Source organism: Mycobacterium sp. IEC1808 (assembly GCF_002101935.1).
Lineage (GTDB): Bacteria > Actinomycetota > Actinomycetes > Mycobacteriales > Mycobacteriaceae > Mycobacterium.
In genome coordinates this window covers 1-25,293 of record NZ_LQPV01000030.1, presented here as the reverse complement: position 1 = coordinate 25,293, position 25,293 = coordinate 1, and the positions used below count along the sequence as shown (strand labels likewise).

Here is a 25,293-nt window from a genome sequence, read left to right as displayed (position 1 = left end):
CCCCTAATCCAAGTGCAATGTGAGATCGGTCTCTTGTTAGTCGCAACTATGCAACATTTTATAGATACGTTGCATACTGTTGGAGAACGGGCGTAGACCCCGATCTAACCTGAGTAAAGGAGTGTTGCTATGCCCGTGCTTGATCGCTTCCGTATCGACGACCGCGTCGCCGTCGTCACCGGCGCGTCCAGTGGGCTCGGAGTCGCGTTCGCGCAGGCGCTGGCCGAGGCGGGCGCCAACGTGGTGCTCGGCGCCCGGCGCGTCGACCGCTTGGAGCAGACCCGTGCGCTGGTCGAGGCCGCGGGCCGAAAAGCCGTGGCGGTCCGAACGGATGTGACCGACCCCGCCGACTGCCAGGCTCTGGTGCGTGCCGCGATGGACGAATTCGGGCAGGTGGACATCCTGGTGAACAACGCCGGGGTCGGAACGGCGGTGCCGGCCACTCGCGAGACCCCCGAGCAGTTCCGGTCGGTCATCGATCTCAATCTCAACGGCTGTTACTGGATGGCGCAGGAGTGCGGCCGCGTGATGCAGCCCGGCAGCTCGATCATCAATGTCAGCAGCGTGCTGGGCTTGACCACCGCCGGTCTGCCGCAGGCCGCCTACGCGTCCTCCAAGGCGGGTTTGATCGGGTTGACCCGAGACCTCGCCCAGCAATGGACCGGGCGCCGGGGCATCCGCGTAAACGCAATCGCGCCAGGCTATTTCGCATCCGAGATGACGGACCAGTTTGAGCCTGAGTACTTCGACTCCATGATCGTCCCGCGCACACTGTGCCGGCGTCTGGGTGAGCCCGAAGAACTCAGCGCCGCACTCTTATTCCTTGCCAGCGACGCCAGCAGCTACGTCACCGGAATCACGCTGCCCGTCGAAGGCGGAATGCTGACCAACTAGGGAGCCATTCATGAAGCAACTCAGCGGCCTGGACGCGACATTTCTCTATATGGAGACGCCGACAACCTTCGGGCACGTCACAGGTCTGATGATCTTCGAGCGACCCCGTTCGGACTTCGACCCGTACCAGGCCGTCTACGCCAAGTTCGCCTCGATGGTCGGCGAGCTCGAGCCGCTGCGCCGCCGCCTCGTCGACGTGCCCTTCGGGCTCGACCATCCGTACTGGATAGCCGACGCCAACTTGGATCTCGACTTTCATATCCGGGAGATCCACCTGGCCAAGCCCGGCATGGTCGACCAGCTGGCCGACCAGGTCTCCCGCATTGTCGGCCGCCCGATGGACCGGACCCGTCCGCTCTGGGAGGTCTACGTCATCGACGGCCTCCACAGCGGACGCTGGGCGCTGCTCACCAAGTACCACCACGCCACCATCGACGGCGCCGCCGGACAGCTCATGCTGCAGATCATGACCGATCCCGACCCCGACGCCCCAACGCCTGGCGAGAGCCCCGCATGGGAGGCCGAGTCTCTGCCGAGCACCGTAGATCTGTTGCGACGCACGGCAGCCCGGCTCGCCCTAAATCCCGTCAGAGCGTTGCGCGTTCAGGCGCGGCTGGTTCGCAAGGTTGCTGACACCGCGGGCGTCAACAGCGTCAGCGGTGCGGCCGGCCAGGCCGGGGCGGCGGTCAAGCGCATCGCCCGGCTGGGCCGCTCCGACGGGCCGCGCATCGCCTTACCGACGACGCAGGCGCCGCCGACTCCGTGGAACAAGCCAATCACAGGCCATCGCCGATTCGCCATGCGCACAACCTCTTTGGAGAACATCAAGGCGCTCAAGAACGCCACCGGCGGGACGGTCAACGACATCGTCATGGCGATTTGCGCGGGCGGGCTGCGCCAGTACCTGCTTGCGCATGATGCGTTGCCGGATCGTCCGCTGCGGGCCATGGTGCCGGTGTCCATCCGTACCGGCGAGGAGGAAGACCCCTGGACCAACCGAGTCTCGGCTCTGGTCGCGGAGTTGCCCACCGACAGCGCCGACCCACTCGAACGCGTCGCCCGATGCGGCCAGTCGATGCGAAACGCCAAGCGCACCCTCGACCTCGTGCCGGCCGACGAGCTCGTCGACCTCACCCAGTTCCCCACCCCGGTCCTGGCGACCTCGGCCGTGCGACTCGCGTCGCGACTGCGGCTGGCTGACCGGATCGCCCAACCGTTCAACCTGGTGATCTCCAACGTGCCCGGACCCCGCCAGCCCTTGTATTTCGCGGGCGCGCAACTGTGCCATCAGTTCCCGGTGTCCATCGTCACCGACGGACAGGGCCTGAACATCACGGTGGTGAGTTACCTCGACCGGCTCGACTTCGGCTTCATCGTCGACCGCGACCTGGTACCCGACGTGTGGGACCTCGCCGACATGCACATCGACGAGATCGCCCGGCTGTTCGAAGCCAGCGGAGCCGAATGGGTCCAGCCCCCGCCGCCCCCTCACCCTCGACGCGGGCGTGTCAGACGCGCCGAGGCCGATGACATCTGCTGAACAGCAAACACCGGTGCAGCTTGCTGCCGCCCACATCCGCATAATCCGGAGCACTTCGGCTCTTAGGGTTTAAGCTCGAACGATGGCCACGGAGGCCAACGCGCTCGGAGATTTCCTGCGCGCGCGCCGCCAGCAAATACGGCCCGAGGATGTCGGGCTGGTTCCTGGCGCGCGGCGGCGCGTCGCGGGTTTGCGCCGCGAGGAGCTGGCAATGTTGGCGGGCATCAGCGCGGAGTACTACCTGCGCCTGGAGGTAGGACGCGACAAGCACCCATCGCCTCAGGTTGTCGACGCGCTAGCGCGCGCCCTCCGCCTGGACGCCAAAGCCACGCAGTACCTGCAGCAATTGGTTGCACCACCCGGGGGTCATACATCCGATGCGGAAGCGCGGGCCTATGCCCTAGCCGAATTGATCGACGACTTCCCGATGCCGGCATTCCTAGCCAACAGATACCAAGATGTGTTGGCGGCAAATTCGCTCGCCCGTGCCCTGTCACCGGGGTTCACACCGGGAGAGAATTTCTTGCGCTGGCGCCTACTCGATCCCGCCGCCCGGGAGCTCTACGTCGATTGGGACGACGCGACCGAGATGGCGGTGAATGGACTACGGGAACTCGCCGGCCCCTGTCCCAACGATGCTCGCATGCAGGCGCTTGTTGTTGAATTATCCTCAGCGAGCCCACGTTTCCGCGAACTCTGGACCCGCGCGGAGGTGGGTTACCGCTTGGGAATCCACCACCTCCGTCATCCCCTGGTCGGCGAGCTATATCTGCACCGGCACCGGCTCAACGCCCCGTATCCCGGTGGGGACCACCTAGTGATGTATCGCGCCGAGCCCGGCAGCGACTCCGCCCGCGCGCTGGAGAAACTGCGGTCGCTGTCGGCCCCGGCCGGCTAGAGCCTCGTCGATTAAGGCCGCACGCGTGCGCTGGGTGATTAGCTGCGTGCAAGACGCGAGCAGGCTCGCCCCGAAGACGTCGGGTTGGTTGCCGGGCACGGCGACGCGTCCCGGTTTGCGCCGCGAGGAAGTGGCGATAGGTGGGCGGTACATGCTGATCTATCACGCGTAGCCGGGCAGTCAGTCCGCCCGGGTATCAGAGGAATTGCGCTACCTGGCGGATTGACGACAACCACGCCAACGCAATCCTGTCCCTGTCACTACTAGGGATCAATACGGTCTCCCCACCCCGTGCTCCACGCAGTCATCGTTGACGCAACACCACGAGAGCTCACCAAGACCACTGGACGATGAGGATGCCATGACCACGATTACCATGCCCGGCGCGGACCGGCTGCATCGGCTGGTGGCCGTCGGTTCGGGCTTCGTCCGGCTAACCGCGACGAAGGCGCTCAAGCGTTCACTCACGGACATCGCTGATGTCCTGGCGTTTCTGACGCGCATCACTGGTCGAGGCGTCGCGCAGCTCCACACTCAGTGGCTCCAGGTCCTACCAACGACTGTCGCGACTGTGGCGGGCGTTGGCGTGTTCATCGCCTTGTATGCCGCAACTGGTTGCGGACGGGCAAGCCGATCCGACGTCCCCACGCATGCGTGCGAGACCGTAGGCCAAGTTGAGAAAGGTTGGCACTGAACATGCTATTCACTGCATTACGCGACATGCGTTGGCGCGTTTGGCGCTTCGTAATCGCGGTCGTCGTCACCGGATTGGTATTCGCGATGACCCTCGTCCTCACCGGGCTTGCCAACGGATTCCGCGTTGAGGATGAGCGCACCGTCGATTCCCTCGGCGTCGACATGTTCCTGATCAAATCCGGTGCGACCGGCCCATTCCTGGGCTCCGCACCGTTCCCGGCGGCAGAACTACAAGTGGTCGCCGCCACCCCGGGCGTGGTGGCCGCGGCGCCCCTAGCGTACAAGGGGGCTACGTTCAAAACCGGCGACTCGACGCACCCCGGGGCCATGTTCGGCGCGCCGGCGGGCGGCCCGGGTATGCCGGCGATGTCCGAGGGCAGGGCCCCATCAAGCCCCGACGAGCTGGCAGTGACGAGCACCATTGGCCGCCGAATCGGCGAACAGCTCGAGGTCGGATCACGCAAGCTGCTGATCGTCGGCATCGTCAACAACTCCACCTCGCTGGCAAAGACGCCGAACCTCTTTGTGACGACCGAAGGTATACAACAATCGGAGTTCGGCGGTCAGCCGCTTATCTCATCGATCGGGATCCGCGGCACACTGTCGCAGATTCCGGACGGCTACCGGGTGGTCGACCGCAACGTTGCGGTCGACGATCTGATGCGGCCGACCAAAATCGCGGTCCAGGCGATCACGATCGTCGCCATTCTGCTGTGGATCGTTGCGGCGCTAATCGTGGGCGGCGTGGTCTATCTGTCCGCGCTGGAGCGCATGCGAGACTTCGCGGTCTTCAAGGCGATCGGCGTCTCGACGCGATCAGTCCTGGCCGGCCTGGTCTTGCAGGCGATCGTCGTGGCGATCCTTGCGGCCGCCTTCGGCGCCGGACTTGCACGCCTGCTTGCACCGCTGTTCCCGATGAACGTCATCGAGCCCGCCGCGGCCTACCCGCTCTTGGCGGTGATCGCCATCGGGGTCGGTCTGCTCGCCAGCGCCACGGCGGTCCGTCGGGCCGCCACCGTCGATCCCGCTCTCGCATTTGGAGGTCCCTAATCATGACCGGTGTACGCGTCCAGAACCTCGTCGTCGAATACTCCAGCGGCGGTAATGCCATCCGCCCGATCGACGGCCTCAACCTCGAACTCGAAGCCGGCTCGTTGACGATCCTGCTCGGCCCTAGTGGCTGCGGAAAGACAACATTGCTGTCGTCCCTAGGCGGTCTCTTGACACCCACGTCGGGCTCAATCACCGTCGGGCACGTGGACGTGACCTCGCTCAACCGCCGCGCGATGTCACAGTACAGGCGCCACAAGGTCGGCATCGTGTTCCAGGCGTTCAACCTGGTGCCAAGCCTGACCGCGCTGGAGAACGTCCTTGTGCCGCTGCGTGCAGCTGGAGTCTCACGCCGCGCCGCGCGTGAGCGCGCCGAGGACCTGCTGACCCGTGTTGGGTTGCAGGACAGGATGACCCACCGTCCCGGAGACCTGAGCGGCGGCCAACAACAACGCGTCGCCGTGGCCCGCGCGATCGCACTCGATCCCCCGCTGATCCTGGCCGACGAACCGACCGCACATCTTGATTACCTTCAGGTCGAGGAGATGCTCAAGCTCATCCGCAGCCTCGCGTCCGGCGATCATATGGTCGTCGTCGCCACCCACGATCCGCGGTTGTTGCCGCTGGCCGACCGTGTGATCGAGATGGTGCCGACGACGACGTTGGTCAATCGCGCGCACGAAACGATCCAGCTCAAGGCGGGGACGGTCTTATTCAATCAAGGTGCGCTGGCTGATCTGATCTACACGGTGTCTGAGGGCGAGCTCGAGATAATTCGCCAACGACCCGGCGGCGGACACGAAGTGCTACGGGTGGCGAGGGCCGGCGACTACTTCGGCGAGGTTGGCCCGGTGTTCGGCCTGCCACGCTCAGCGACCGCGAGGGCCCGGACCGACGCGGCGGTCATCGGCTACAGCGTGCCGGCGTTCCGGCAACGGCTCGGCGCCGTGGCCGGACCGGGGCTCAGCGAGGGGCGCGAGCTGGCCCTGGATTAGTTGTCCAGCGGCATATTCGGCCAGCCTTGCGACGCAACCTGATGTCGTCAAAGTGGTTTCGCGGTTGTCTTGTCACCTAACACTGGCGCGAAGCCATTGAAGCTACGATCGAACGATGTCCACCGAGGGCGGTATTGACCTGCTTGAGGCCGTGCTCGCCGCGCACGGAGGGCTCGATCGCTGGCACCGATTCAGCTCGATGGACGCGACCATCGTCAGTGGCGGCAAGCTTTGGGAGATCAAGGGCCAACCGCAGGATCCGTCGCCGCGAAGAATGACGGTTGCGCTGCAACGCGAATGGGCTTCCGTGCAACCGTTCGGTGCTCCAGACCAAAAGACCGACTTCACACCGCAACGCGTCGCCATCGAAAAGCTAGACGGCCGGGTGGTCGCCGAACGACTCGACCCGCGCGAATCGTTCACCGGCCATGAGCTCACAACGCCGTGGGATCCATTGCAACGCGCCTACTTCAACGGGTACGCCCTGTGGACGTACTTGACCACTCCGTTCTTCATGACGCTGGACGGATTCACCGTCGCCGAAATCGATCCGATCGAGGACCACGGCGAGCGCTGGTTGGGACTGCAGGCGCGATTCCCCGACCAGTTCGCCAGCCACAGCCTGCTGCAGGAGTTCTACTTCGGCAGTGACTATCTGCTGCGGCGTCACGACTACCGCGTCGACGTCGCAGGTGGGTTCTCGGCGATTCAATACGTCTACGACATCGTCGCGGCCGACGGAATCAAGCTGCCGTCGAAGCGCCGGGCATACCGCTGCGACGCGGACGGCCGCGTGCTGCCGGACGAGCTCATGGTTTCCATCGACGTAAGCGACGTCGAGCTGAACTGAGAAGCGATCAACGGTCAGGGTCGCCTCGTCGCCGCGAAGTGATCGGTTGCCGAGAAACACGATCTGACCTGGTCAGAGCCGGCCTGGGTAGCCACCCACCGGGCACCCGGAATCGATTTGCTGTTGCGTGTCGCGGCTCCAGCGTGCAGACCGCGCCACAACGCCAGCTTTAATTAGCGGCATGGCCAGCGCTGTGCTGAGGAAACAGCCGCGATCCACCGCGCTGGGCTACGCGTTGCTGACACCGAGTCTGTTCGGCGTGCTCGCCTTTCTGTTGCTGCCCATCCTCGTGGTGGTCTGGCTCAGCCTATATCGGTGGGACCTGCTGGGCCCGCTGCGCTATGTGGGCCTGGCCAACTGGCGCTCGGTGCTGGCCGACTCGGGATTCGCCAACTCGCTGATCGTCACCGCCGTCTTCGTCGCGATCGTGGTTCCCGCGCAGACGATCCTCGGGCTGCTGGCCGCGTCCATGCTGGCCCGCCGGCTCCCTGGTACCGGGCTGTTTCGCACCGTCTACGTGCTGCCCTGGATCTGCGCGCCGCTGGCGATCGCGGTGCTGTGGCGCTGGATCCTGGCCCCCACGGACGGCGCCGTCAGCGCCGTATTGGGACATAGCATCGGGTGGCTCTCCGATCCGAGCTTCGCCCTGCCGCTGGTGTCGGCCGTCGTGGTGTGGACCAACGTCGGCTACGTCTCGCTGTCGTTCCTGGCGGGCCTGTTGGCCATCCCCGATGACATTCACGCCGCCGCCCGCACCGACGGCGCCAACGCGTGGCAACGGTTCTGGCGCATCACCCTGCCCATGCTGCGCCCGACGACGTTCTTCGTCCTGGTGACCGGGATCGTCAGCACGGCACAGGTTTTCGACATGGTGTACGCCCTGACCGGTGGAGGGCCGGGCGGCAGCACGGACCTGGTGGCCCACCGCATCTACGCCGAGGCGTTCGGGGCAGCGGCGATCGGGCGGGCGTCGGTGATGGCGGTGGTGCTGTTCGTCATCCTGATCGGGGTCACCGTCGTCCAGCACCTCTACTTTCGGCGGCGGATCAGCTATGACCTCGTCTAGCCGCCTCTTCAACGTGGTCGTCTATGCCGGGCTGGCGCTGGGCGCGCTGATCACGTTGGCGCCGTTCGCACTTGGCTTGCTTACCTCCTTCACCTCGGCGCACCAGTTCGCCACGGGATCGCCGCTGCAGTGGCCGCGGCCGCCGACGCTGGCCAACTACGCCGATCTGGGCGGGGCCGGCTTCGGCCGCGCCGCGGCGGTGACCGCGCTGATGACCGCGGTGATCCTGTTGGGCCAGCTGACCTTTTCGGTGCTGGCCGGATACGCGTTCGCGCGCTTGCATTTCCCTGGCCGCGACGCGCTGTTCTGGGTTTACATCGCCACCCTCATGGTGCCCGCGACCGTAACGGTGGTGCCCATGTATCTGATGATGGCCCAGCTGGGGCTGCGTAACACGTTCTGGGCGTTGGTGCTACCGTTCATGTTCGGCTCGCCGTACGCGATTTTCCTGCTGCGCGAGCACTTTCGCATCATCCCGAACGACTTGATCAACGCCGCGCGCCTCGACGGGGCCAGCACCCTGGACGTCATCGTGCACGTGGTGATCCCGTCCAGCCGTCCCGTACTGGCCGCGCTGGCGCTGATCACGGTGGTGTCGCAATGGAACAACTTCATGTGGCCGCTGGTGATAACCAGCGGGCACAAATGGCGGGTGCTCACCGTGGCGACGGCGGATCTGCAGTCGCGGTTCAACTCCCAGTGGACGTTGGTGATGGCGGCGACGACGCTCGCGATCGTGCCGCTGGTCACGCTCTTCGTCGGCTTCCAGCGCCACATCGTCGCGTCGATCGTCGTCTCGGGGCTCAAGTGACTGGACAGAGCGACGAGATTGCCGCCATGGTTGCTTTATTGATGGTTTCACGACCACCACGGCAATCTCGGTGCAAATCATGACCAGGCCCCGCTCATCGACACTCGTCGCCGGGGCCCTGGCGCTGGTGGCGGTGCTGCTGGCCGCGATGGCGGTGCTGTTGGACTATTCGGCCGAGCCGCACGGCGGCAAGATCGTCATCAAGGTGAGGGTGTGGGCCGACCAGATCGCCGCGGCGTATCAGCAGTCGTTCGCGGAATTCAACCGAACGCACCGCGATATCGAGGTCCGCACCAACATCGTCGCGTACTCGACGTACTTCAACACGCTGCGGACCGACGTCGCGGGCGACAGCGCCGACGACATCTTCTGGGTGTCCAACGCCTACCTCGCCGCCTACGCCGACGACGGCCGGTTGCTGGACGTCGGCAAGATGCTGGGCCCGGATGCCACGGCCGACTGGGACCCGGCGGTGGTGGAGCAGTTCACCCGCGGCGGCGTGCTGTGGGGGGTGCCGCAGCTGACCGACGGCGGGATCGCGCTGTACTACAACGCGGACCTGCTCGCGGCGGCCGGAGTCTATCCCGCCCAACTCGACACCCTGCGCTGGAGCCCCAACGGCGACGGCGACACGTTGCGTCCCCTGCTGTCCCGGCTGACGCTCGACGCCGACGGAAACGCTGCGGGCACAGCGCGTTTCGACCCGGGGCGAGTGCGCCAGTGGGGCTACAACGCGGCCAACGACCCCCAGGGCATCTACCTGAACTACATCGGCTCGGCGGGCGGCGTGTTCCAGCGCGGCGACGAGTTCGGGTTCGACAACCCCGCGGCGGTGTCCGCCTTCCGGTATCTGGTCGGGTTGATCAACGACGACCACGTCGCGCCGCCGGCCTCCGACACCAACGACAACGGCGACTTCTCCCGCAATCAGTTCCTGGCCGGCCGGATGGCGCTCTTCCAGTCCGGCACCTACAACCTCAAACCCGTGGCTCGCGATGCGCGCTTCCGCTGGGGCGTGGCGATGATGCCGGCGGGACCCGCCGGCCGGGTGAGCGTCACCAACGGCATTGCCGCAGCCGGTAATTCAGCGACCAAGCACCCGGACGCGGTGCGCCAGGTGCTGGCATGGATGGGCAGCCGCGAGGGCAACGCCTACCTGGGGCGCGACGGTGCGGCCATTCCCGCGGTGCTGTCGGCTCAGCCGGTCTACTTCGACCACTGGGCCACCGAGGGCATCGACGTCAAGCCGTTCTTCTCCGTGCTGAAGGGTCCCCGCATCCCCGCCCCGGGCGGCGCCGGCTTCGCCGCGGGCTACACCGCCCTGCAAAGCTATTTCGACGAAATGTTCTTGGGTCGAGGCGATGTCGCCGTGACCCTGCGCAAGGCCCAGGCGGCGGCCAACGCCGCCGCGCAGCGCTAGCCGTCGGTCCCGCGAAAGCGTTCCCAGGCCCGTCGACGGGCGGTACGCTGACCCGACCTGAATAGCGGGTTGGCCAAGGAGAGGATGTCATGCCCGGGTGGTGGATTATCGCGATCCTGTTTTTCCTGGTTGCGGCGGTGGGTTTGGTCGCCAGTGTGTTCCTCGACAAGCGGAAGACGTGGTGGGGCATCGCCGCGGCGGCCGCGTTGTTCGGCGTGCTCTTCACGCTCATCAGCGCCTATGACCGGGTGGACACGCGCAACGTCGGCATCATCACCGAGTTCGGCAAGCCGGTGGGCGTGCACGGGGCCGGGATCGTGTGGCATGCGCCGTGGCGCAAGGTGAGTGAGCTGTCGGAGGCGATCCAATTGCAGGCGTTCGAGTCGAACAGTTTCGACGACGCCAGCCAGGGCAGGGGCGCCAACAACAACCCCGCCGCGATCAATGTGCGGCTGGCCAACAACTCCAACGCCTACGTGGACGAGAACCTGAACTGGCGACTGCGCGAGGGCGCGGCCCCGAAGCTGTTCCAGGATTACGGCGGCGCCAACGTGTTCCACACCATCAAGGAGCAGTTGGTGGACCGGCAGGCCCAGGTGGCGTTGTCGAAGGTGTTCGCGACGTTCAACCCGCAGGTCATGTTGGCGGCCGCGGCGAATGCGCCGGGCGCGTCGGCGCAGATGACCGCGCCGGCCCAGGGCGCGGATCTGCCGGCGATGGCCGCTCAGGTCAAAAAGGACCTGCAGGACGCGGTGGGCTCCGAGATCGAGATCCTCGACGTGCGCATCCCGCGGATCTTCTACGACCAGCCGACCCAGCAGCGCATCGACGCCTACAACCAGAAGGTGCAGGAAACGATCAACGCCCAGCAGGACGTCAAGACCGCGGAGCAGAATCGGTTGGCCGCCGAGCAGCGCGCCAATCAGCCCCCGCCGGATCTGCGGATCGCGATCTTCAACTGCCTCAACGATCAGGTGAAGAACGGGCGCGACCCGGCCGGGTGCTGGGGCCAGATCGGTGGTCAGCCTTTGGTGCAGGTTCCGCGCTGAAGGGGCGCCGGCAAGAACATCGGGCGTGAACGTCACGCTGTCGTGACGCTCGCCCGTCGGCGTCACGCTGGCGTGACGCTCGGCGAGAGGTGCCGCGCTAGCCGGGCAGCACCAGCACCGGCACCGGGCTCTCGCGGATGATCTTGGCGCTGCGGGAACCGAGGAACACCCGGCGGATTTCGTCGCGCGGTCGGGTCCCGAGCGCCAGGATGTCGCCGTCGTGCCAGTCCGCCTTGCCCAGCGCCTCGTTCCAGTCGTTGCCGGTAACCACTTGCAGCGCAACGTCTTCGCCGACCACCCCGTCGGTCTTCAGGCTCGCCAGGATCTCGCGCGCCTGCGCCGCCCACGCATCGAGGATCTCGTCCTCGACGCCCAATCCGACCTCGGGTGGATACATCGTCTTGCCGCGAACGGCGAACGTCATCACCCGCAGCGGCACCCCGAACCGCTGCGCGGTCTCGGCGCAGCGCCGCACCACCTCGACCGTGTCGGGGGTGGCCGCGTAGGCGCAGGTGATCCGTGTCAATCCGCCTGAGCGCGCACGATATCCGCGGGGGCTGATGGCCACCGGCACGGACGACGCGTGCAGCAGCCAGTCGGCGGTCGTCCCGATGACCACCAGCCCGGGCCCACCGCTGGGCAGCGACCCGAGCACGACGACGTCGCCGCCCACCTCCTCGACCACCTCGATCAGTCCCCCGGACACCGAGCGGTGCGCGCGATGCAGGTAGCTGACGTCGATCCCGTCGCACAGATCGTGCAGGAACCGCGCGGCCTCCTCCGCCGAGTCCGTCGCCAAATGCTCGGCCCACTGCTCGTATTCGGCGTCGACGCGGGCCAGTGACGGCGTCAGCCACGGCTTGGGCACGATGGTCGCCACGGTGAGCGACGTCCCGAGCGTCCGCGCGGCGCGGACGGCCAGGTGCAGCCCCGACAGCCCGACTTCACCGGCCCGGTAGCCGGCGACCACGGTCACGGTGTTTCCTCGTTGAGGGCACTATGGTGGCGGCCCCACACGAAGTAAAAGATCAGCGCCACCGCGACCCATCCGGAGAACGCGATCCAGGTGTACCAGTGCAGGCTCACCAGGATGTAGCCGCAGGCTAGCACCGAAAGTGCCGGCGTGACAGGGTAACCCGGCACCTTGAACGCCCGCGGCAGGTCGGGTTGGCGCACACGCAGGATGATCACCCCGACGGAGACGACGATGAACGCCGTCAGGGTGCCGATGGACACCATGTCGGTCAGCTTGTCGAGCGGCACAAAGGCGGCCAGGCACCCCGCGGCCGCCGCGACGATCACCGTGTTGCTCACCGGGGTCATGGTGCGCGCATTCACCGTGGCGAACCGCGACGGCAGCAGCCCGTCGCGGCCCATGGCGAACAGGATGCGCGTCATGCCGTACATCGTCACCAACGTGACCGAGAAGATCGAGATTACGGCGCCAGCGGCCAGAATCGTGCTGGCCCACCGGCCGTGGGTGACGTTGTCGAGGATCGTCGCCAGCCCCGCCTCCTGCTGGGCGGCGAAGTCGCGCCACGACTGGGTGCCGAGCGCGGCCAGCGCGACGAGGACGTACACGGTGGTGACGGTCGCCAGCGCCGCGAGGATGGCGCGCGGCATGGTCTTCTGCGGATCCTTCACCTCGTCACCGGCCGTCGAGACCGCGTCGAGGCCGATGTACGAGAAGAAGATGGTGCCGGCCGCCGAGCCGATGCCGGCGACGCCGAACGGGGCGAAGTCCTTGAGCCGGCCGAGGTCGAAGGCCGTGAACGCCAGGATGACGAACATGATCAGCACGCCGAGCTTGGTGAGCACCATGACGGTGTTGACCTTGGCCGACTCGCTGGCACCGCGGACCAGCAGCAGCGCGCACATCACGATCAGGATGATCGCCGGCAGGTTCACGACGCCCGGTTCCGAGTCCCAGGGCGCCGCCGACAGCGCGTGCGGCAGTTGGAATCCGAACACGTTGTGCAGCAGCTTGTTCAGGTAGCCGCTCCAGGTGACCGAGACGGCGGCCGTTGACACCCCGTACTCCAGCAGTAGGCACGCCGCGACGCCCATCGCGACGGCCTCGCCAAGCGTGGTGTACGCGTAGGAATAGGCCGACCCCGAAACCGGCACCGCCGCGGCCAATTCGGCGTAGCAGATGGCCGCCAGCCCGGCGGCGATGCCCGCGATGAGAAACGAGACGATCACGCCGGGGCCGGCCTCGGGCACCGCCTGGGACATGACGAAGAAGATGCCGGTGCCGATCGTGGAGCCGACCCCGAACATGGTGAGCTGGAACGTGCCGATGCTGCGCTTGAGGTGATCCGCGGCCCCGCGGGCGGCGTGGGCGCCGACGACGGGACGGCGCCGCAGCATTTGGTCCGTCAGGCTGATCGAGCTGGATGGCACGTGCGCCCCCTGTTGCGTGGATCAGCTGATTATGCGCGAGCCTCCCGCAACGCCGCAGCGAACTGGTCAATCGCCCAGTCGATCTCCTGGCGGGTGATCACCAGTGGCGGCGCGAATCGCAGCGTCGAGCCGTGGGTGTCCTTCACCAGGACGCCGCGCCGGGCCAGCCGCAGGCTCATTTCCTTGCCGGTGCCGAGCGTGGGTTCGATGTCGACACCGGCCCACAGCCCGAGGCCGCGCACCGCGATCACACTGTCACCGATCAGCCCCCGCAGCCGGCGGTGCAGGTGCGCACCCAATTGGGCCGACCGGGCCTGGAATTCGCCGCGCGCCAGCATCGAGACGACCGTGGTGCCGATCGCCGCCGCGAGTGGGTTGCCGCCGAAGGTCGAGCCGTGTTCGCCGGGACGCAGTACGCCGAGGATCTCGCGGTCGGCGACGACCGCGGACAGGGGCACCACGCCGCCGCCCAGCGCCTTGCCGAGCAGGTAGACGTCCGGCACGACGCCCCACCGGTCACAGGCGAACGTGTAGCCGGTGCGCGCCAGCCCCGACTGGATCTCGTCGGCGATCATCAGCACGTTGTGCTCGCTGCACAGCGCGCGGACAGTGGGCAGGTAGTCGTCGGGCGGGACGACGATGCCCGCCTCGCCCTGGATGGGTTCCAGCAGCACGGCCACCGTGTCGTCGTCGATCGCCCGGGCCAGCGCCGCGGCGTCGCCGAACGGCACCGAGCGGAATCCCGGGGTGAAGGGCCCGAACCCGTCGCGCGCCGTCGGGTCGGACGAGAAGCTGACGATGCTGATCGTGCGGCCGTGGAAGTTGTTGTCCGCCACGATGATATTGGCTCGTCCCGCGGCGGTGCCCTTGACTTCGGCGCCCCATTTGCGGGCGACCTTTAGCCCGCTCTCCACGGCTTCGGCGCCCGAGTTCATCGGCAGCACCATGTCCTTGCCGCAGAGTCCGGCGAGCGCGGCGCAGAACGGCCCGAGCGTATCGGAGTGGAACGCGCGGCTCACCAGCGTGACGGTGTCCAGTTGCGCGTGGGCGGTCTCGGTGATCTCGGGGTGGCGGTGACCGAAGTTGACCGCCGAGTAGGCGGCCAGGAAATCCAGGTAGCGACGGCCGTCGACATCGGTGATCCATGCGCCCTCTGCGCTTGCCGCGACGACGGGCAGCGGCGAATAGTTGTGCGCCGCATACCTTTCGACCAGCCCGATCGCCGCATCGGTTCCCTGCGCGGTCCGGGCGTCGAGGATCGTCATGGGAATACCTCCAATGTGCAGCACTTGACGGAGCCGCCGCCCTTGAGCAATTCGGACAAATCCACCCCGACCGGCTCGAAGCCCGCCTCCCGCAGCTGCGTGGTGAAACCGGTTGCCGCCGAAGGCAGCACGACGTTCCGGCCGTCGGAGACGACATTGAGCCCGAGCACGTAGGCGTCGGCGCTTCCCACGACGATCGCGTCGGGAAACAGTGTGTGCAGCCGATACTGCGCCGCCGCGCTGAACGCCGGTGGATAGAACGCGATCGTGTTGTCGTCGAGGACGGCCAGCGCGGTGTCGAGATGGTAGAAGCGCGGGTCCACCAGCTCCAGCGAGACGACCGGAAGGCCCAGCGCCGCGGCGATTTCCGGGTGCGCGCGCCGGTCGGTGCGAAACCCATAGCCCGCCAACACCATATCGCCGACCATCAGCAGGTCGCCCTGCCCCTCGTTGACGTGGCGGGTGGCCACCGGCCGATAACCCAGCGACGACATCCAGTCGGAATAGGCGCGGGACTCGCCGACGCGCTCGGCGAACCGAAACCTGGCGACCACGGCGATGCCGCGGGCGATGAACCCGCCGTTGGCGGCGTAGACCATGTCCGGGAGACCGGGCACGGGTTCGATCACGTCCACGTGGTGGCCTAGCCGCAGGTACGTCTGGCGCAGGGCGTCCCACTGCGCCCGGGCGAGGTGAGCGTCGACGGGTGTGCCGACGTCCATCCAGGGGTTGATCGCGTATTCCACGGCGAAGAAGTCGGGCCGGGTCATCGCGTAGCGGCGGGTCCGGGACTCGCGCCGTGTCGCGGACGAGGGTGCGGCGAGGTACGAATCCGTCATAAATCAACGGTATTTGCGGCGCCCAAAACAAGCAAATGACGTTTCTTGCGTGTCTATAATTGATTTGTTGCGCCAAAGCGCGTGTCACGGCGATTCGTTAAGGAGCGACGGATGGACCGCCTGGACGAGACGGACGAACGGATCCTCGCCGAGCTGACCAGGAATGCGCGGGCCACCTTCGCGGAGATCGGCCAGACGGTGAATCTTTCGGCCCCGGCGGTCAAGCGCCGCGTCGACCGAATGCTCGACGACGGGGCGATCAGGGGCTTCACGACGGTCGTCGACCCCAACGCGCTCGGCTGGAAGACGGAGGCCTATGTACAGGTTTTCTGCCACGGCACGATCGAGCCCGATCGGCTGCGGGCGGCGTGGGTGGACATGCCCGAGGTGGTCAGCGCGGCGACGGTCACCGGCACGTCGGATGCGATCCTGCACGTGCTGGCCCGCGACATGCGGCACCTGGAGGCGGCCCTGGAACGCATCCGCTCGAGCGCGGACATCGAACGCAGTGAAAGCATCGTCGTGCTGTCGAACCTCATCGACCGGATGCGGACGTAGCGGTCCGGCCTTCGTCGGCGGACATTCCGGCATGCCGGCGCAAGAAAGACACCTCGACCCGCAGCACGTTCTCGTGATCAAGCCCGCCGGCGTAGACATCGTAATGTCCACCGCGACTTCGGTAGAGCTCTCCGTACGGTGCCTTGGTGGCCACCGTCAAAGCCGGTCCGACAGGAGCCATGGTGTCATGTTCGGCCACGACCATCAGCAATGGGCACCGAGCCTTACGCGCGCGGCGCACCGGCCGGTGGACAGTCACGTCGAGCAGCGACCGAGCGGTGATCTTGTTGGGCCAGGACTCGTCGGCGGGGTGGAGCCGGGTGTACCCGATCATTGCGTCGTCCGTGGAAATAACGCCAAATTGCCCGGGCGGCACGCTGATTGGCAGGTAGCGCGGCCCCCGGCCAAGTACCGATCCGGCCAGATCGGCTACCGCGTGAGCAGTCAGCCGCAGCCCCCGCGTCGGCGGGACGTTGGCCAGCCCCGCCAACCCGTCCACCAGGGGACACTGCGCGATGGCGCCGGCCAGGTCGTATTCGCTGGCGGCCAGCTCGACAATGTGCATGCCGGCAAACGAAGTGCCCCACACGAAGATTCGCGCACTATCGACCTCATCCTGCGCGCGCGTCCAGCCCAGCGCGGTGCGGTAGTCCTCGAGCTGGCGACGGATCGACAGGAACTCCCGCGGCTGACTCGTGGAACGCCCCCAGTGCCGGTAATCGAACACGACCGCCGCGAATCCATTGCAGGCGAACCGCTCAGCGAACGGCGCCAAGCCTGCCGCCTTGATACCGCCGATGCCATGCGCCATCACTACGACCGGGAACGGACCGGGCCCCTCGGGCATATACGCCCAGGCGTCAAGCTGCTCGCCGGCGCCGGCCGAGATCCGTAGCTCGCGGCGCTGCACGGCGCGGCCGATCATCGGGTCACCCCCTCCGGTGCGATGATCTCTGCACCCGCGTCCCGGGCCAACTCGGTGCCGAACAACGCGCCCGGTGTGAACGCGCCGGCCCGTGCAGCCCCGTTGGCGATCCGTACGGCGGTGTGCGCGGCCACTTTCGCGGTGAACCGGTAGCCCTCGCCGGTGCGCAGCCAGGCCTCACGGTGGGTGCCGTCGGGCCACTCCAGCCGTGCGTACGCCCAGGACACGTCGCCGGGCTTCACTGGTGGACTCAGCCGCATTCGGCTGACGAGCCGCTGTAACCCGGACCGGATCGGGCGCACCGCCAGCAGCGCCGACGCCGCCGGCAGCAGCGTCCGCACCATTCGTCCGCTTGGGACCTCGCTGGAGTACGCGAGCACATCGCCCGCGCCGGACGCCCGGTGTGCCGCCTCCAATTCGCCCGTCGGCACCGCGAGCGCATCCGCTGCGGGCAAGTCGGGCAACGGAATCCGTGCGTGGTCGGCCCCGAGCCGTCGACGCACCAGTTGCCCGTCCCGGTAGCGCCGCCCGCCGTCGGCGACACCATCGATCACACTGGCCAGAACGGCCGATCCCATCCCGTCCACGGCGGGCAGCGCGGCGACCGTGGCGCGCTCCGCGGGCCGATCGCCGCGCAGCTCGATGACCAGCGTCTCAGTGGCCAGCACCCCGAAACCGGCGCCGGTAACCAACGTGACTCCTTGGGTTCGCGCGTCGCCATCCAGATCCAGTAGCTCCCGCACCGGCTCCAACTCATTGGCCAGATCCACGTAGTGACTTCCGGCGGCCATGCTCGCGCGCGCCACCGGCATGGCGGTCACGCTAAACGGGCCAACGGTGTTCACCACCACCGCCGGCTTTTCGGCGCCGATCAGCTCGATCAACTCGGCGAGCCCAGAGGCCACCTGGGTGCGCACCGGCCCGCCCACTGAGTCGGCGACAACGGTCAACCTGCTGTGATCACGGCCGACCCGAACTACATCGGCCCCGCTGGCGACGAGTTCACGAGCGATTGCGCGACCGCCCTTGCCGGTCGCGCCGACAACCCAAACTGTTTGCATTGATTTATGATGCACTGTGTATCGTTAATATGTCAACCGCTATGGTGCTGGAGTTCACATGTCGGTCCTTCGAGGTCGCCCGCGCGACACCAGCCTGGACACCGCAATCGCGAATGCGGCTGAGGCGGTGCTGCTTTCGCATGGGTACGCGGCCATAAACATCGATCGTGTCGCTAAGGTTGCCGGAACCACCCGGGCCGCCATTTACCGCCGGGCAAAGACGCGCGGCGAGCTCGTAGTCGGGTTACTGGTCAACCGCTTCGGGGTCGACCCGGCCCCCGACAGCGGAAACCTGAAGGAGGATCTGCGGCTCGTTCAGGAGCTTCAGCGCGCGTTCTTCAACGACCCGGTCATTCGGATCGCGCTGCCCGGTCTGCTCGCCGACGCGCACGCCGACTCCGATCTGAGCGACGTGGTGTTCGAGCGGTTCATGGCGCCGCGGCGCGACTCCGTGGCCGCAATGCTGGGCCGGGCAGCCGAGCGGGGTGAGATCCCGCTACCGGCGCAGCCCAGCGTCGTTTCCGACCTTTTGACCGGCCCGTTGTTGCTTCGGGCGGTGATTCCAGCCATCGGGCCGATCGACGACATTCTGCTCGACGCCACCGTCGAGGCCGCCTTGAACGCGTGCGATCCGGAGCATCGCCCGCGACCCGCGCGGAAAACCGCGAATCGTCGCGCTGCGCGAGCCTGACCGCACTGCGAAATGCCGGTCGATTTTTCGCAGGGGGTTAGGCTCGCACGGCCTGAATCAGGCGCCTCAGCCTCGACGGTGACGGCGTCGGTGGCCGCCGAGATACATAGGGCCACGGGCGGTTTCGCTCCGGCACGGAGGCGGCCCGGACATGCTTGAGCTGGGTGCGCAGGTGCTGGCGCAGGTCGTGCAGGTCGGCACCCGTCCAGCGGTTGTCGGCTTCGATCGGGTCGGCGGTCAGGTCGTACAGCTCCCACTGGTCGTCCACCGGCGATGTCCGGTACGCCTCGCCGCCGAGGCCGTTGGCCGCGAGGTGGCGCACCCCGGGTTCGGTCCAGGTGGCCGGGTCGTCGAAGGTGCGGACCAGCTTCCACAGGTGCCCGGCGCCCCCGGTCGCCGTCGCGTCGTCGACGCGCACCACGAGTCCCTCGAAATTTGACGCGGTGTGGGCAGGCACCCGAATCCGCAGCGGCGCAGGCGGATTGACGGTCCGCTTCAGGCGGCGAGCGAGCCCCGAGGCGCCGGTGTCGCCCTCGAGCATGTTGTCGCGGGTCATCAGGTAGACGGCCCGCGCGTCATCGGCGGGCGCCCCGTCGACGACCGGCATGAGGTCGCGGCCGGGCAGCTCGTGGACTTCCGAGAACGACTCGGCGAGAGCGGACGCGGCGGCGGCCACGTCGATGCCGGCGGCCGAAAGCAGCGTCGGCACAAGGTCGACGTGCGACGTGGGCGCGGTCACCACGCGTGGTCCGGTCGGCCGCTCGCCGATCCGGGCGATCACGAACGGAACGCGGGTCGCCTCGTCGTACAGGTTGAACCATTTTTGGTGCAGCCCGCCGTGGGCGCCCAGCAGGTCCCCGTGATCGGCGGTGCGCACCAGCACCGCGTTGGCCGAACCACCCTCGGTGACCGCCCGCCTCACGCGGTCGATGGGCCCGTCCACCTCGGCGTGCAGGCGGTAATAGAGGTCGCGGTAGCGCTGGGCGTTGCGCTCGTAGGTTCGGCTGATCGCCGGTGCCGGGCCGTAGCCGGAGTAATACGCCTCGCGGAAGGCGATTTGGGCGGCCGGCTTGGTCGAAAGGTCCTCGTCGGCGGTGGGCGCCGGGGGCACCGGCGGCGGGTCCAGCGGTGACGGCTTGACCGGGCCTCGGCGCGACCAGGTGGGGAACAGCACGATGTCGTGGGGGTTGACGAAGCTGGCGACCAACAGGAACGGGCGCAGGGCGTCGGGGTCGCCGGCGCGGCGGCGGGCGTAGCGGTCGGTGAGCCAGGCTACGACGCGGTCGGCGATCAACGGATCCCGGCGAATGCCCGCGTTGGCCAGCAGCGCGCCATGCGGTTCGGGACCCACCCATCCCGAAAAGCCAAACGGTCCAAGCGGATCGGCGTCGAGGTAGCGCTGGACGGCCGCGGCATCGACGACGCCGTCGTCGTCGTTGGTCAGCAGTGAACGCCCGGTCGAGGGATCGACAAGGTCGGCGTGCGAGATGTGCCACTTGCCGTCGTAGTGGGTGTCGTAACCCGCCACCCGAAACCAGTTGCCCAGGGTGGGCACCTCGCCCTGGGGGAGCCACCGCATGCGGGAATCGTCGGCCGTCTTGCCAATACCATCGGTCTGCGTGACCCCGTGCACGTCGGGGTAGTGCCCGGTGAAAATGGTTGGGCGGCTGGGCACGCAGGCCAGCGATCCGGTGTAGTGCCGGCCGAAGCTGACGCCATGATCGTCGAACCACTTGCGCCCGCTCAGTATTCGGTCGCGCCAGGCCAACACCTCGGGGGTCTCGTACGGCGGAACGGCGCGCTCCTCGTCAGTCGTCAGTATGACGACATCGGGACGGCCGTCGGGGCGATCAGACACGGGCTTTCTCCAACCGATTCGCGAGCCCGGCCAGCATCACGTCGGACTGTCGCGCGAGAAACCGACACAGGACACCTTCGGTGAGTTTCTGGACTGGGCGAGCGCCGATTTCGACCGTGCTCGTCAGCGTCACGACGGTCGAGCCCGAGGGGGCCGCGTCGAGCGTCCAGCGGTTGGTCATCCTGCGCACGCGGCTGGGCAGGCCCTCGACGTCGTAGGCCAGGGCGCGCGGCGGGTCGAACTCGGTGATGCGTTCGACGAGGGCATCGCGTTTGACCTGGACTCGCCGGGCGGTGCCGACGGCCGCCCCGTCGGCTCCGGCGAACAGGATGCACGAGTGGTCGACGTTGCCGGCCCACGAACTGATCGCACCGAAGTCCGCAAGCACGTCCCAGATCTGTTGGGGGCGGGCCGCGATGCTACGACTGCGGCGAACGTCGGCCATGCCTAGGGCATCGTGTGGAAAATCGTCTCGAGCACCACCGCCAGGGCACTGACCGCGACGGTGATCGCGATGGTCACCCAGTCGGCCAGCTTGGGCCGCGCCGGGTTGGCCGAGAGCTGACCGGCGCCGCCGCGGGCGGTGATCGCGTCGCCCATCTCGTCGGCGCGCCGCAGGGTGACGGTCGTGGCGGCGGCCAGCAGGTCGATCAGCTCCAGGGCGTGGCGGCGGCGACGGGCCTTGCGGCTCCGCGGTATTCGTTTGGGCCGCAGCCGGCGGGCCGCGTAGAGCACTTGGAATTCGTCGATCAGCATCGGGAAGGCGCGCAGCGCCAGGGCCAGGGCTGCCGCCCATTCGTCAACCGGGATCCGCAGCAGCTTGAAAGGTCGGCCCAAAGTGGCCAGCGCGGGCCCTATGTCGGCGACATTGGTGGTCCAGGACACCATCGCGCCGAGCGCGAGCAGCACGATCGACAGCGCGGTGATCCGCAGGAAGTGCAAGCCTCCCCCGAGTCCGATCTCAAGGCCGCCGATCGAGAACTTCGGGGTGCCGCCGCCGAGCACGGCGGTGATGCCGCCCAGGGCGATGACGATCCACAGCCACCGCGGGACCGACGGCACCGCACCGCGCGGAATGCGCGCGATCCGGGCCGCCGCCAGGACCAGCGCCGCCACCAACCCGATCGTCACCCAGCCCGGGTAGAACGTAAGCAACGCCGAAACACCAAAGACGACGAGCAATTTGGTGCCTGCCCACAGTTCGTGGATGGTGGAGGTTCCGGGCACGGGGACGAGCAGCACGACGGGACGCGGGGTGCGTCGGGTCGAGCCGCGCGCCGGGGCAGAGGTTGCGGTCATGCCATCCCCCCCGCCGTGGCGGACACGGGCTCCAGGGTGCCGTTGCGCAGGTGCAGGGTGCGCGGGCACAACTCCTCCAGTCCCACAAAGTCGTGCGAGATGACGACGACCGTCAGTTCCTGCTCGCGGCGCAGGTCTTCCAGCAGCCGCAGCAGGCCGCGCTGGCTGGCAGCGTCCAACCCGGCCAGCGGCTCGTCGAGGATCAGGGCCCGCGGCGAACGGGCCAGCAATCCGGCCAGCACCACGCGGCGCATCTGACCGCCGCTGAGCTGGTCGATGGGCCGCTTGGCCAAGGCGGGATCGAGTCCGACGACGGCCAGCGCCTCGGCGACGCGATCCGTCTCTCGCGGCGAAAAGCCCGCTGCCGAGGCCACTTCCAGTTCGACGCGGCTGCGCATCAGCTGCAGCCGGGCCGCCTGGAACGACAACGCCACCGCGCCGACCTGCTCGTGGGTGGGCCGGCCATCCATGAGGCAGGCACCGGTCGTCGGCACCGTGAGCCCGGCCATGATCCAGGCCAGCGTCGACTTGCCCGAGCCGTTGCCGCCGTGGATCAGCACCCCGTCTCCCTGCTCCACGGTGAAACTGACGTCGCGCAATGCGCTTTTGGCCCACGGGGTGCCGCTGCCGTATTCGTGGCCGACGCCGACAAGTTCGATCACCGGCGCCTGCGTGCGGTGGTTCAGCGGGGCGGCCCCATGGGTTCCGGCCGGCGCGGGCACCGTCTCGACCATGACCGCGTTATCCGGGGAGTCGCTGAGATCGATTGTGCGGTCGGCGGAATCGGCCTCGTTGTTGTAGTGCGTGATGTGCACCAGGGCGGTGCGGTGGCGCTTGGTCAGACCGGACAGCACGCGCAGCAACGTATCCCGTCCCTGCTGGTCGACCATGGTGGTCACCTCGTCGGCGATGAGCAACGCCGGCTCCCGGGCCATCGCCGCGGCGAGCGCGAGGCGTTGCAGCTCGCCCCCGGAGAGGCCTCCCGTCTCGCGTTGCGCGAGCCCGTCGAGGCCGACCTCGCTCAGCAGCCGGTCCACGTCAATCTTGGTGCCGGGCGGCAGACCCCACACCACGTCGTCGGCGACCCGCGTGCCGAGCACCTGGCTTTCGGGGTGCTGCAGCACCACCGCGGTGCCGCCAAGCTTGCCCAGACCCACCGCGCCCGGGCGCTCCACGGTGCCCGACGTCGGTTCGCGGCCGGCCAGAATCAGCATCAGCGTGGTCTTCCCGGAGCCGTTGGGTCCGGTGATCGCGACGTGTTCGCCGACCCGGAGATCCAGGCTGAGCTCACGCAACGCGTCCTGGCGGGCACCGGGGTAACGGAAGCGCACCTTGTCCAGCCGGACCGGCACCGGCCCGACGGGGCCCTGCTCGGCGCCGCTTCCCTCCGACGCGTCCAGCTGGTGCACATCGGGGATGCCGCGCATCCGATCCAGCAGACGAGACAGCGCCCACCAGCCGATCAGCGACACGACCAGGATCCCGATGAGGTAATAGATCAGCACCAGCAACTGCCAATGCTGCACGCCGAGAGCGAAATACCGCTTCAGGTCCTCGCCAACGCCGTGCATGTGCACGCGCGTCAGGAAGGCCGCGACGCCGTTCACGTCCGCGGTGATGACGTCGAAGATCAGGTGACGCAGTCGGCTCATCACGGTCAGGCCGATGACGTCAGCGGCGCCGAACGCCAGGCCGGCGACCAATGACCAGACGATCACCGTCGGCAAGCCACGGCCCTTGCGTTTGATGATTCCGGTCAGACCGCCGATGTAGACGCAATGGATGACGGTCATGAGGCCGCCCAACCCGGCGATCAGGAAGGCGATCATCCCGGCCGCGACCGTCGCGGCCATCAGGACGCGGAACCGGTAGCGGTAGGCGAGCAACCCGGTGGGCACGGTGCCCAGCAACGCCAGTCCCGCGGCGAACGGGACGACCACCGAGAGGATGGCGATGACCGCACACAGCGCGCCCATGACGGCGGCCTGCGCCAATTCGACCGGTCGCAGCGGTCCACCCCGGTGGCGTGATCGGGATGGTCGGGGGACGGTCACCTCACCGATTCTGCCAGGCCGCGGCGGCATGTTCCCGCGCCACACCCCGCAAGCTGGGTTTTTGCGGCGACGCGTGTGGCGCTCGTCTCGCTTAGCAAAGCTATGCAACCATGGATGTATGAACGCATCCGCCGCCAACCACACTGATGTCGTTGACGCCGCAAACACCGAACCCCAGTCCGGCCTTGGGGCCGACCTCCTCGCCGTGGTCGCCCGGCTCAACCGGCTGGCCACCCAGCGCATCCAGATGCCGCTGCCCGCGGCGCAGGCCCGGCTGCTGGCCACCATCGAGGCGCACGGGGAGGCTCGGATCGGCGACCTGGCGGGCGTCGACCACTGTTCTCAACCGACGATGACCACCCAGGTGCGCCGCCTGGAGGACGCCGGCCTGGTGACGCGGACCGTCGACCCCGGCGACGCCCGGGCGGTACGCATCCGCATCACGGCCGACGGGATACGCACGCTCGACGCCGTTCGGGCCGACCGGGCCGCCGCGATCGAACCGCAGTTGGCCCTGCTCGAGCCGGCCGACCGCGAGGTGCTCACGCAGGCGGTCGAGGTCCTGCGGCGGCTGCTCGAGAACGCGTCGGCGACGCCGCGCCGCCACACGCTGTGACGGCGCCGTCCGGTGGCTGCACCGCGTGGGCGGGTAAACACTGAAAGTTCCGACTAACCAGCGATGGAAAGGTGGCGGTGATGCGGCCCGAGGCTTCCGCCCTCCCGGCCCCCCCGTTGACCGTATGGGTCGGACCGACGAGGTACGTCTTCGCGCCCGGTCGCGACGTGCTGGTGGGCTACGGCCCGGGAGTCGACATCCCATTGGGGCCACCCGGCCACCCGGCGCCGCCCCACCCCGACGTGGTGCTGCGATTCACCGGCCGCCACTGGGTGGCCATCGACAACAGCCCCCGCGGGATGTTCGTCAACGGCTCGCGGCTGCCGACCGTCGACATCCACTCCGGCCAGGCGATCACAATCGGCGATCCGCAGCGCGGCCCGCGGCTGGTTTTCCAGATCGGTCCCCCCGCTCCGCCGCCCCGGCGTCCCCCGGCTCCGCCGCCACGCCCGGCC

The 25,293-nt window shown here is 67.7% G+C and carries 25 protein-coding genes; 15 read left to right on the top strand and 10 right to left on the bottom strand.

From position 1 onward, the window contains the following. The first annotated feature begins 129 nt into the window (after positions 1-129). From AWB92_RS17870 to AWB92_RS17820, 11 genes are all read left to right on the top strand, one after another. Complete coding sequence (locus tag AWB92_RS17870) at positions 130-894, top strand: glucose 1-dehydrogenase (protein ID WP_085188005.1); 765 nt, start codon at positions 130-132, stop codon at positions 892-894. 10 nt (positions 895-904) lie between these two features. Then, positions 905-2,434 (top strand): wax ester/triacylglycerol synthase family O-acyltransferase, encoded by a 1,530-nt coding sequence (locus AWB92_RS17865; protein WP_085188003.1) that lies wholly within the window; start codon positions 905-907, stop codon positions 2,432-2,434. 82 nt (positions 2,435-2,516) lie between these two features. Continuing rightward, entirely contained in the window at positions 2,517-3,332 is an 816-nt protein-coding gene (locus tag AWB92_RS17860) for a helix-turn-helix transcriptional regulator (RefSeq protein ID WP_085188001.1), read from the top strand. 361 nt (positions 3,333-3,693) lie between these two features. Beyond that, positions 3,694-4,026 (top strand): hypothetical protein, encoded by a 333-nt coding sequence (locus AWB92_RS17855; RefSeq protein ID WP_085187999.1) that lies wholly within the window; start codon positions 3,694-3,696, stop codon positions 4,024-4,026. A 2-nt stretch (positions 4,027-4,028) separates the two neighbouring features. After that, complete coding sequence (locus AWB92_RS17850; protein ID WP_085187997.1) at positions 4,029-5,078, top strand: ABC transporter permease; 1,050 nt, start codon at positions 4,029-4,031, stop codon at positions 5,076-5,078. Positions 5,079-5,080: 2 nt separating this feature from the next. Continuing rightward, the gene (locus tag AWB92_RS17845; protein WP_085187995.1) at positions 5,081-6,073 is read left to right on the top strand and encodes an ATP-binding cassette domain-containing protein; all 993 of its coding nucleotides are present in this window, start codon (positions 5,081-5,083) and stop codon (positions 6,071-6,073) included. A 115-nt stretch (positions 6,074-6,188) separates the two neighbouring features. Then, positions 6,189-6,923 carry a hypothetical protein gene (locus AWB92_RS17840; RefSeq protein ID WP_085187993.1) on the top strand — a complete coding sequence of 245 codons (735 nt, stop codon included), beginning with the start codon at positions 6,189-6,191 and terminating at the stop codon, positions 6,921-6,923. Between the two features lie 196 nt (positions 6,924-7,119). Then, on the top strand, positions 7,120-7,989 hold the full coding sequence (locus tag AWB92_RS17835) for a sugar ABC transporter permease (RefSeq protein ID WP_142282154.1): 870 nt from the start codon (positions 7,120-7,122) through the stop codon (positions 7,987-7,989). Next, positions 7,976-8,800, top strand: a complete 825-nt coding sequence (locus AWB92_RS17830) for a carbohydrate ABC transporter permease (RefSeq protein WP_085187989.1) — start codon at positions 7,976-7,978, stop codon at positions 8,798-8,800. Before AWB92_RS17835 ends, AWB92_RS17830 begins: the two co-directional genes overlap by 14 nt. A 79-nt stretch (positions 8,801-8,879) precedes the next feature. Beyond that, positions 8,880-10,220 carry a sugar ABC transporter substrate-binding protein gene (locus AWB92_RS17825; RefSeq protein ID WP_085188109.1) on the top strand — a complete coding sequence of 447 codons (1,341 nt, stop codon included), beginning with the start codon at positions 8,880-8,882 and terminating at the stop codon, positions 10,218-10,220. An 89-nt stretch (positions 10,221-10,309) separates the two neighbouring features. Next, complete coding sequence (locus AWB92_RS17820) at positions 10,310-11,269, top strand: SPFH domain-containing protein (protein WP_085187987.1); 960 nt, start codon at positions 10,310-10,312, stop codon at positions 11,267-11,269. Positions 11,270-11,366: 97 nt separating this feature from the next. Here the strand turns inward: AWB92_RS17820 and AWB92_RS17815 are convergent, their stop codons facing one another. Genes AWB92_RS17815 through ddaH form a run of 4 tightly spaced genes read right to left on the bottom strand, consistent with a single transcriptional unit; the run spans position 11,367 to position 15,776 of the window. Further along, complete coding sequence (locus tag AWB92_RS17815) at positions 11,367-12,245, bottom strand: universal stress protein (RefSeq protein ID WP_085187985.1); 879 nt, start codon at positions 12,243-12,245, stop codon at positions 11,367-11,369. Next, a complete protein-coding gene (locus AWB92_RS17810; protein WP_085187983.1) occupies positions 12,242-13,672 on the bottom strand; it encodes an amino acid permease in 1,431 nt (476 codons plus the stop codon). Before AWB92_RS17810 ends, AWB92_RS17815 begins: the two co-directional genes overlap by 4 nt. Positions 13,673-13,701: 29 nt before the next feature. Then, the gene (gene rocD / locus AWB92_RS17805; RefSeq protein WP_085187981.1) at positions 13,702-14,937 is read right to left on the bottom strand and encodes an ornithine--oxo-acid transaminase; all 1,236 of its coding nucleotides are present in this window, start codon (positions 14,935-14,937) and stop codon (positions 13,702-13,704) included. After that, positions 14,934-15,776, bottom strand: a complete 843-nt coding sequence (gene ddaH / locus AWB92_RS17800; protein ID WP_085187978.1) for a dimethylargininase — start codon at positions 15,774-15,776, stop codon at positions 14,934-14,936. The genes rocD and ddaH overlap by 4 nt, the downstream gene beginning before the upstream one ends. A gap of 111 nt (positions 15,777-15,887) precedes the next feature. On the opposite strand from ddaH, the gene AWB92_RS17795 reads away from it, so the two are divergent. Then, positions 15,888-16,334 carry an Lrp/AsnC family transcriptional regulator gene (locus tag AWB92_RS17795; protein WP_067156435.1) on the top strand — a complete coding sequence of 149 codons (447 nt, stop codon included), beginning with the start codon at positions 15,888-15,890 and terminating at the stop codon, positions 16,332-16,334. On the opposite strand, the gene AWB92_RS17790 is transcribed toward AWB92_RS17795, so the two are convergent. Next, positions 16,312-17,259 (bottom strand): alpha/beta hydrolase, encoded by a 948-nt coding sequence (locus AWB92_RS17790; RefSeq protein WP_085187976.1) that lies wholly within the window; start codon positions 17,257-17,259, stop codon positions 16,312-16,314. The two genes, AWB92_RS17795 and AWB92_RS17790, sit on opposite strands and share 23 nt — an antisense overlap. Then, positions 17,256-18,320 (bottom strand): saccharopine dehydrogenase NADP-binding domain-containing protein, encoded by a 1,065-nt coding sequence (locus AWB92_RS17785; protein ID WP_085187974.1) that lies wholly within the window; start codon positions 18,318-18,320, stop codon positions 17,256-17,258. Before AWB92_RS17785 ends, AWB92_RS17790 begins: the two co-directional genes overlap by 4 nt. Before the next feature lie 58 nt (positions 18,321-18,378). On the opposite strand from AWB92_RS17785, the gene AWB92_RS17780 reads away from it, so the two are divergent. Continuing rightward, complete coding sequence (locus AWB92_RS17780) at positions 18,379-19,011, top strand: TetR/AcrR family transcriptional regulator (protein WP_241523502.1); 633 nt, start codon at positions 18,379-18,381, stop codon at positions 19,009-19,011. 37 nt (positions 19,012-19,048) lie between these two features. Here the strand turns inward: AWB92_RS17780 and AWB92_RS17775 are convergent, their stop codons facing one another. Genes AWB92_RS17775 through AWB92_RS17760 form a run of 4 tightly spaced genes read right to left on the bottom strand, consistent with a single transcriptional unit; the run spans position 19,049 to position 24,252 of the window. Further along, positions 19,049-20,869, bottom strand: coding sequence for a sulfatase-like hydrolase/transferase (locus AWB92_RS17775; RefSeq protein ID WP_085187971.1), 1,821 nt, complete (start codon positions 20,867-20,869; stop codon positions 19,049-19,051). After that, complete coding sequence (locus AWB92_RS17770; RefSeq protein WP_085187968.1) at positions 20,862-21,314, bottom strand: SRPBCC family protein; 453 nt, start codon at positions 21,312-21,314, stop codon at positions 20,862-20,864. Before AWB92_RS17770 ends, AWB92_RS17775 begins: the two co-directional genes overlap by 8 nt. Before the next feature lie 2 nt (positions 21,315-21,316). Next, complete coding sequence (locus AWB92_RS17765) at positions 21,317-22,168, bottom strand: energy-coupling factor transporter transmembrane protein EcfT (protein WP_085187963.1); 852 nt, start codon at positions 22,166-22,168, stop codon at positions 21,317-21,319. Further along, positions 22,165-24,252, bottom strand: a complete 2,088-nt coding sequence (locus AWB92_RS17760; RefSeq protein WP_085188105.1) for an ATP-binding cassette domain-containing protein — start codon at positions 24,250-24,252, stop codon at positions 22,165-22,167. The genes AWB92_RS17765 and AWB92_RS17760 overlap by 4 nt, the downstream gene beginning before the upstream one ends. Positions 24,253-24,340: 88 nt before the next feature. Here AWB92_RS17760 and AWB92_RS17755 point away from each other — a divergent pair, with 88 nt between their 5' ends. Both AWB92_RS17755 and AWB92_RS17750 read left to right on the top strand, forming a co-directional pair. Next, positions 24,341-24,838 carry a MarR family transcriptional regulator gene (locus tag AWB92_RS17755; protein WP_085187960.1) on the top strand — a complete coding sequence of 166 codons (498 nt, stop codon included), beginning with the start codon at positions 24,341-24,343 and terminating at the stop codon, positions 24,836-24,838. A gap of 80 nt (positions 24,839-24,918) precedes the next feature. After that, positions 24,919-25,293, top strand: a 375-nt coding sequence (locus AWB92_RS17750; protein WP_346962954.1) for an FHA domain-containing protein, incomplete at its 3' end; no start/stop codon positions are given.

Bases quoted from the DNA above. Each gene is read 5' to 3' on its own strand.
- AWB92_RS17870 (WP_085188005.1), top strand. From the start codon at position 130: ATGCCCGTGCTTGATCGCTTCCGTATCGACGACCGCGTCGCCGTCGTC.
- AWB92_RS17865 (WP_085188003.1), top strand. From the start codon at position 905: ATGAAGCAACTCAGCGGCCTGGACGCGACATTTCTCTATATGGAGACG.
- AWB92_RS17860 (WP_085188001.1), top strand. From the start codon at position 2,517: ATGGCCACGGAGGCCAACGCGCTCGGAGATTTCCTGCGCGCGCGCCGC.
- AWB92_RS17855 (WP_085187999.1), top strand. From the start codon at position 3,694: ATGACCACGATTACCATGCCCGGCGCGGACCGGCTGCATCGGCTGGTG.
- AWB92_RS17850 (WP_085187997.1), top strand. From the start codon at position 4,029: ATGCTATTCACTGCATTACGCGACATGCGTTGGCGCGTTTGGCGCTTC.
- AWB92_RS17845 (WP_085187995.1), top strand. From the start codon at position 5,081: ATGACCGGTGTACGCGTCCAGAACCTCGTCGTCGAATACTCCAGCGGC.
- AWB92_RS17840 (WP_085187993.1), top strand. From the start codon at position 6,189: ATGTCCACCGAGGGCGGTATTGACCTGCTTGAGGCCGTGCTCGCCGCG.
- AWB92_RS17830 (WP_085187989.1), top strand. From the start codon at position 7,976: ATGACCTCGTCTAGCCGCCTCTTCAACGTGGTCGTCTATGCCGGGCTG.
- AWB92_RS17825 (WP_085188109.1), top strand. From the start codon at position 8,880: ATGACCAGGCCCCGCTCATCGACACTCGTCGCCGGGGCCCTGGCGCTG.
- AWB92_RS17820 (WP_085187987.1), top strand. From the start codon at position 10,310: ATGCCCGGGTGGTGGATTATCGCGATCCTGTTTTTCCTGGTTGCGGCG.
- rocD (WP_085187981.1), bottom strand. From the start codon at position 14,937: ATGACGATCCTCGACGCCCGGACCGCGCAGGGAACCGATGCGGCGATC.
- ddaH (WP_085187978.1), bottom strand. From the start codon at position 15,776: ATGACGGATTCGTACCTCGCCGCACCCTCGTCCGCGACACGGCGCGAG.
- AWB92_RS17795 (WP_067156435.1), top strand. From the start codon at position 15,888: ATGGACCGCCTGGACGAGACGGACGAACGGATCCTCGCCGAGCTGACC.
- AWB92_RS17790 (WP_085187976.1), bottom strand. From the start codon at position 17,259: ATGATCGGCCGCGCCGTGCAGCGCCGCGAGCTACGGATCTCGGCCGGC.
- AWB92_RS17785 (WP_085187974.1), bottom strand. From the start codon at position 18,320: ATGCAAACAGTTTGGGTTGTCGGCGCGACCGGCAAGGGCGGTCGCGCA.
- AWB92_RS17780 (WP_241523502.1), top strand. From the start codon at position 18,379: ATGTCGGTCCTTCGAGGTCGCCCGCGCGACACCAGCCTGGACACCGCA.
- AWB92_RS17770 (WP_085187968.1), bottom strand. From the start codon at position 21,314: ATGGCCGACGTTCGCCGCAGTCGTAGCATCGCGGCCCGCCCCCAACAG.
- AWB92_RS17765 (WP_085187963.1), bottom strand. From the start codon at position 22,168: ATGACCGCAACCTCTGCCCCGGCGCGCGGCTCGACCCGACGCACCCCG.
- AWB92_RS17760 (WP_085188105.1), bottom strand. From the start codon at position 24,252: ATGCCGCCGCGGCCTGGCAGAATCGGTGAGGTGACCGTCCCCCGACCA.
- AWB92_RS17755 (WP_085187960.1), top strand. From the start codon at position 24,341: ATGAACGCATCCGCCGCCAACCACACTGATGTCGTTGACGCCGCAAAC.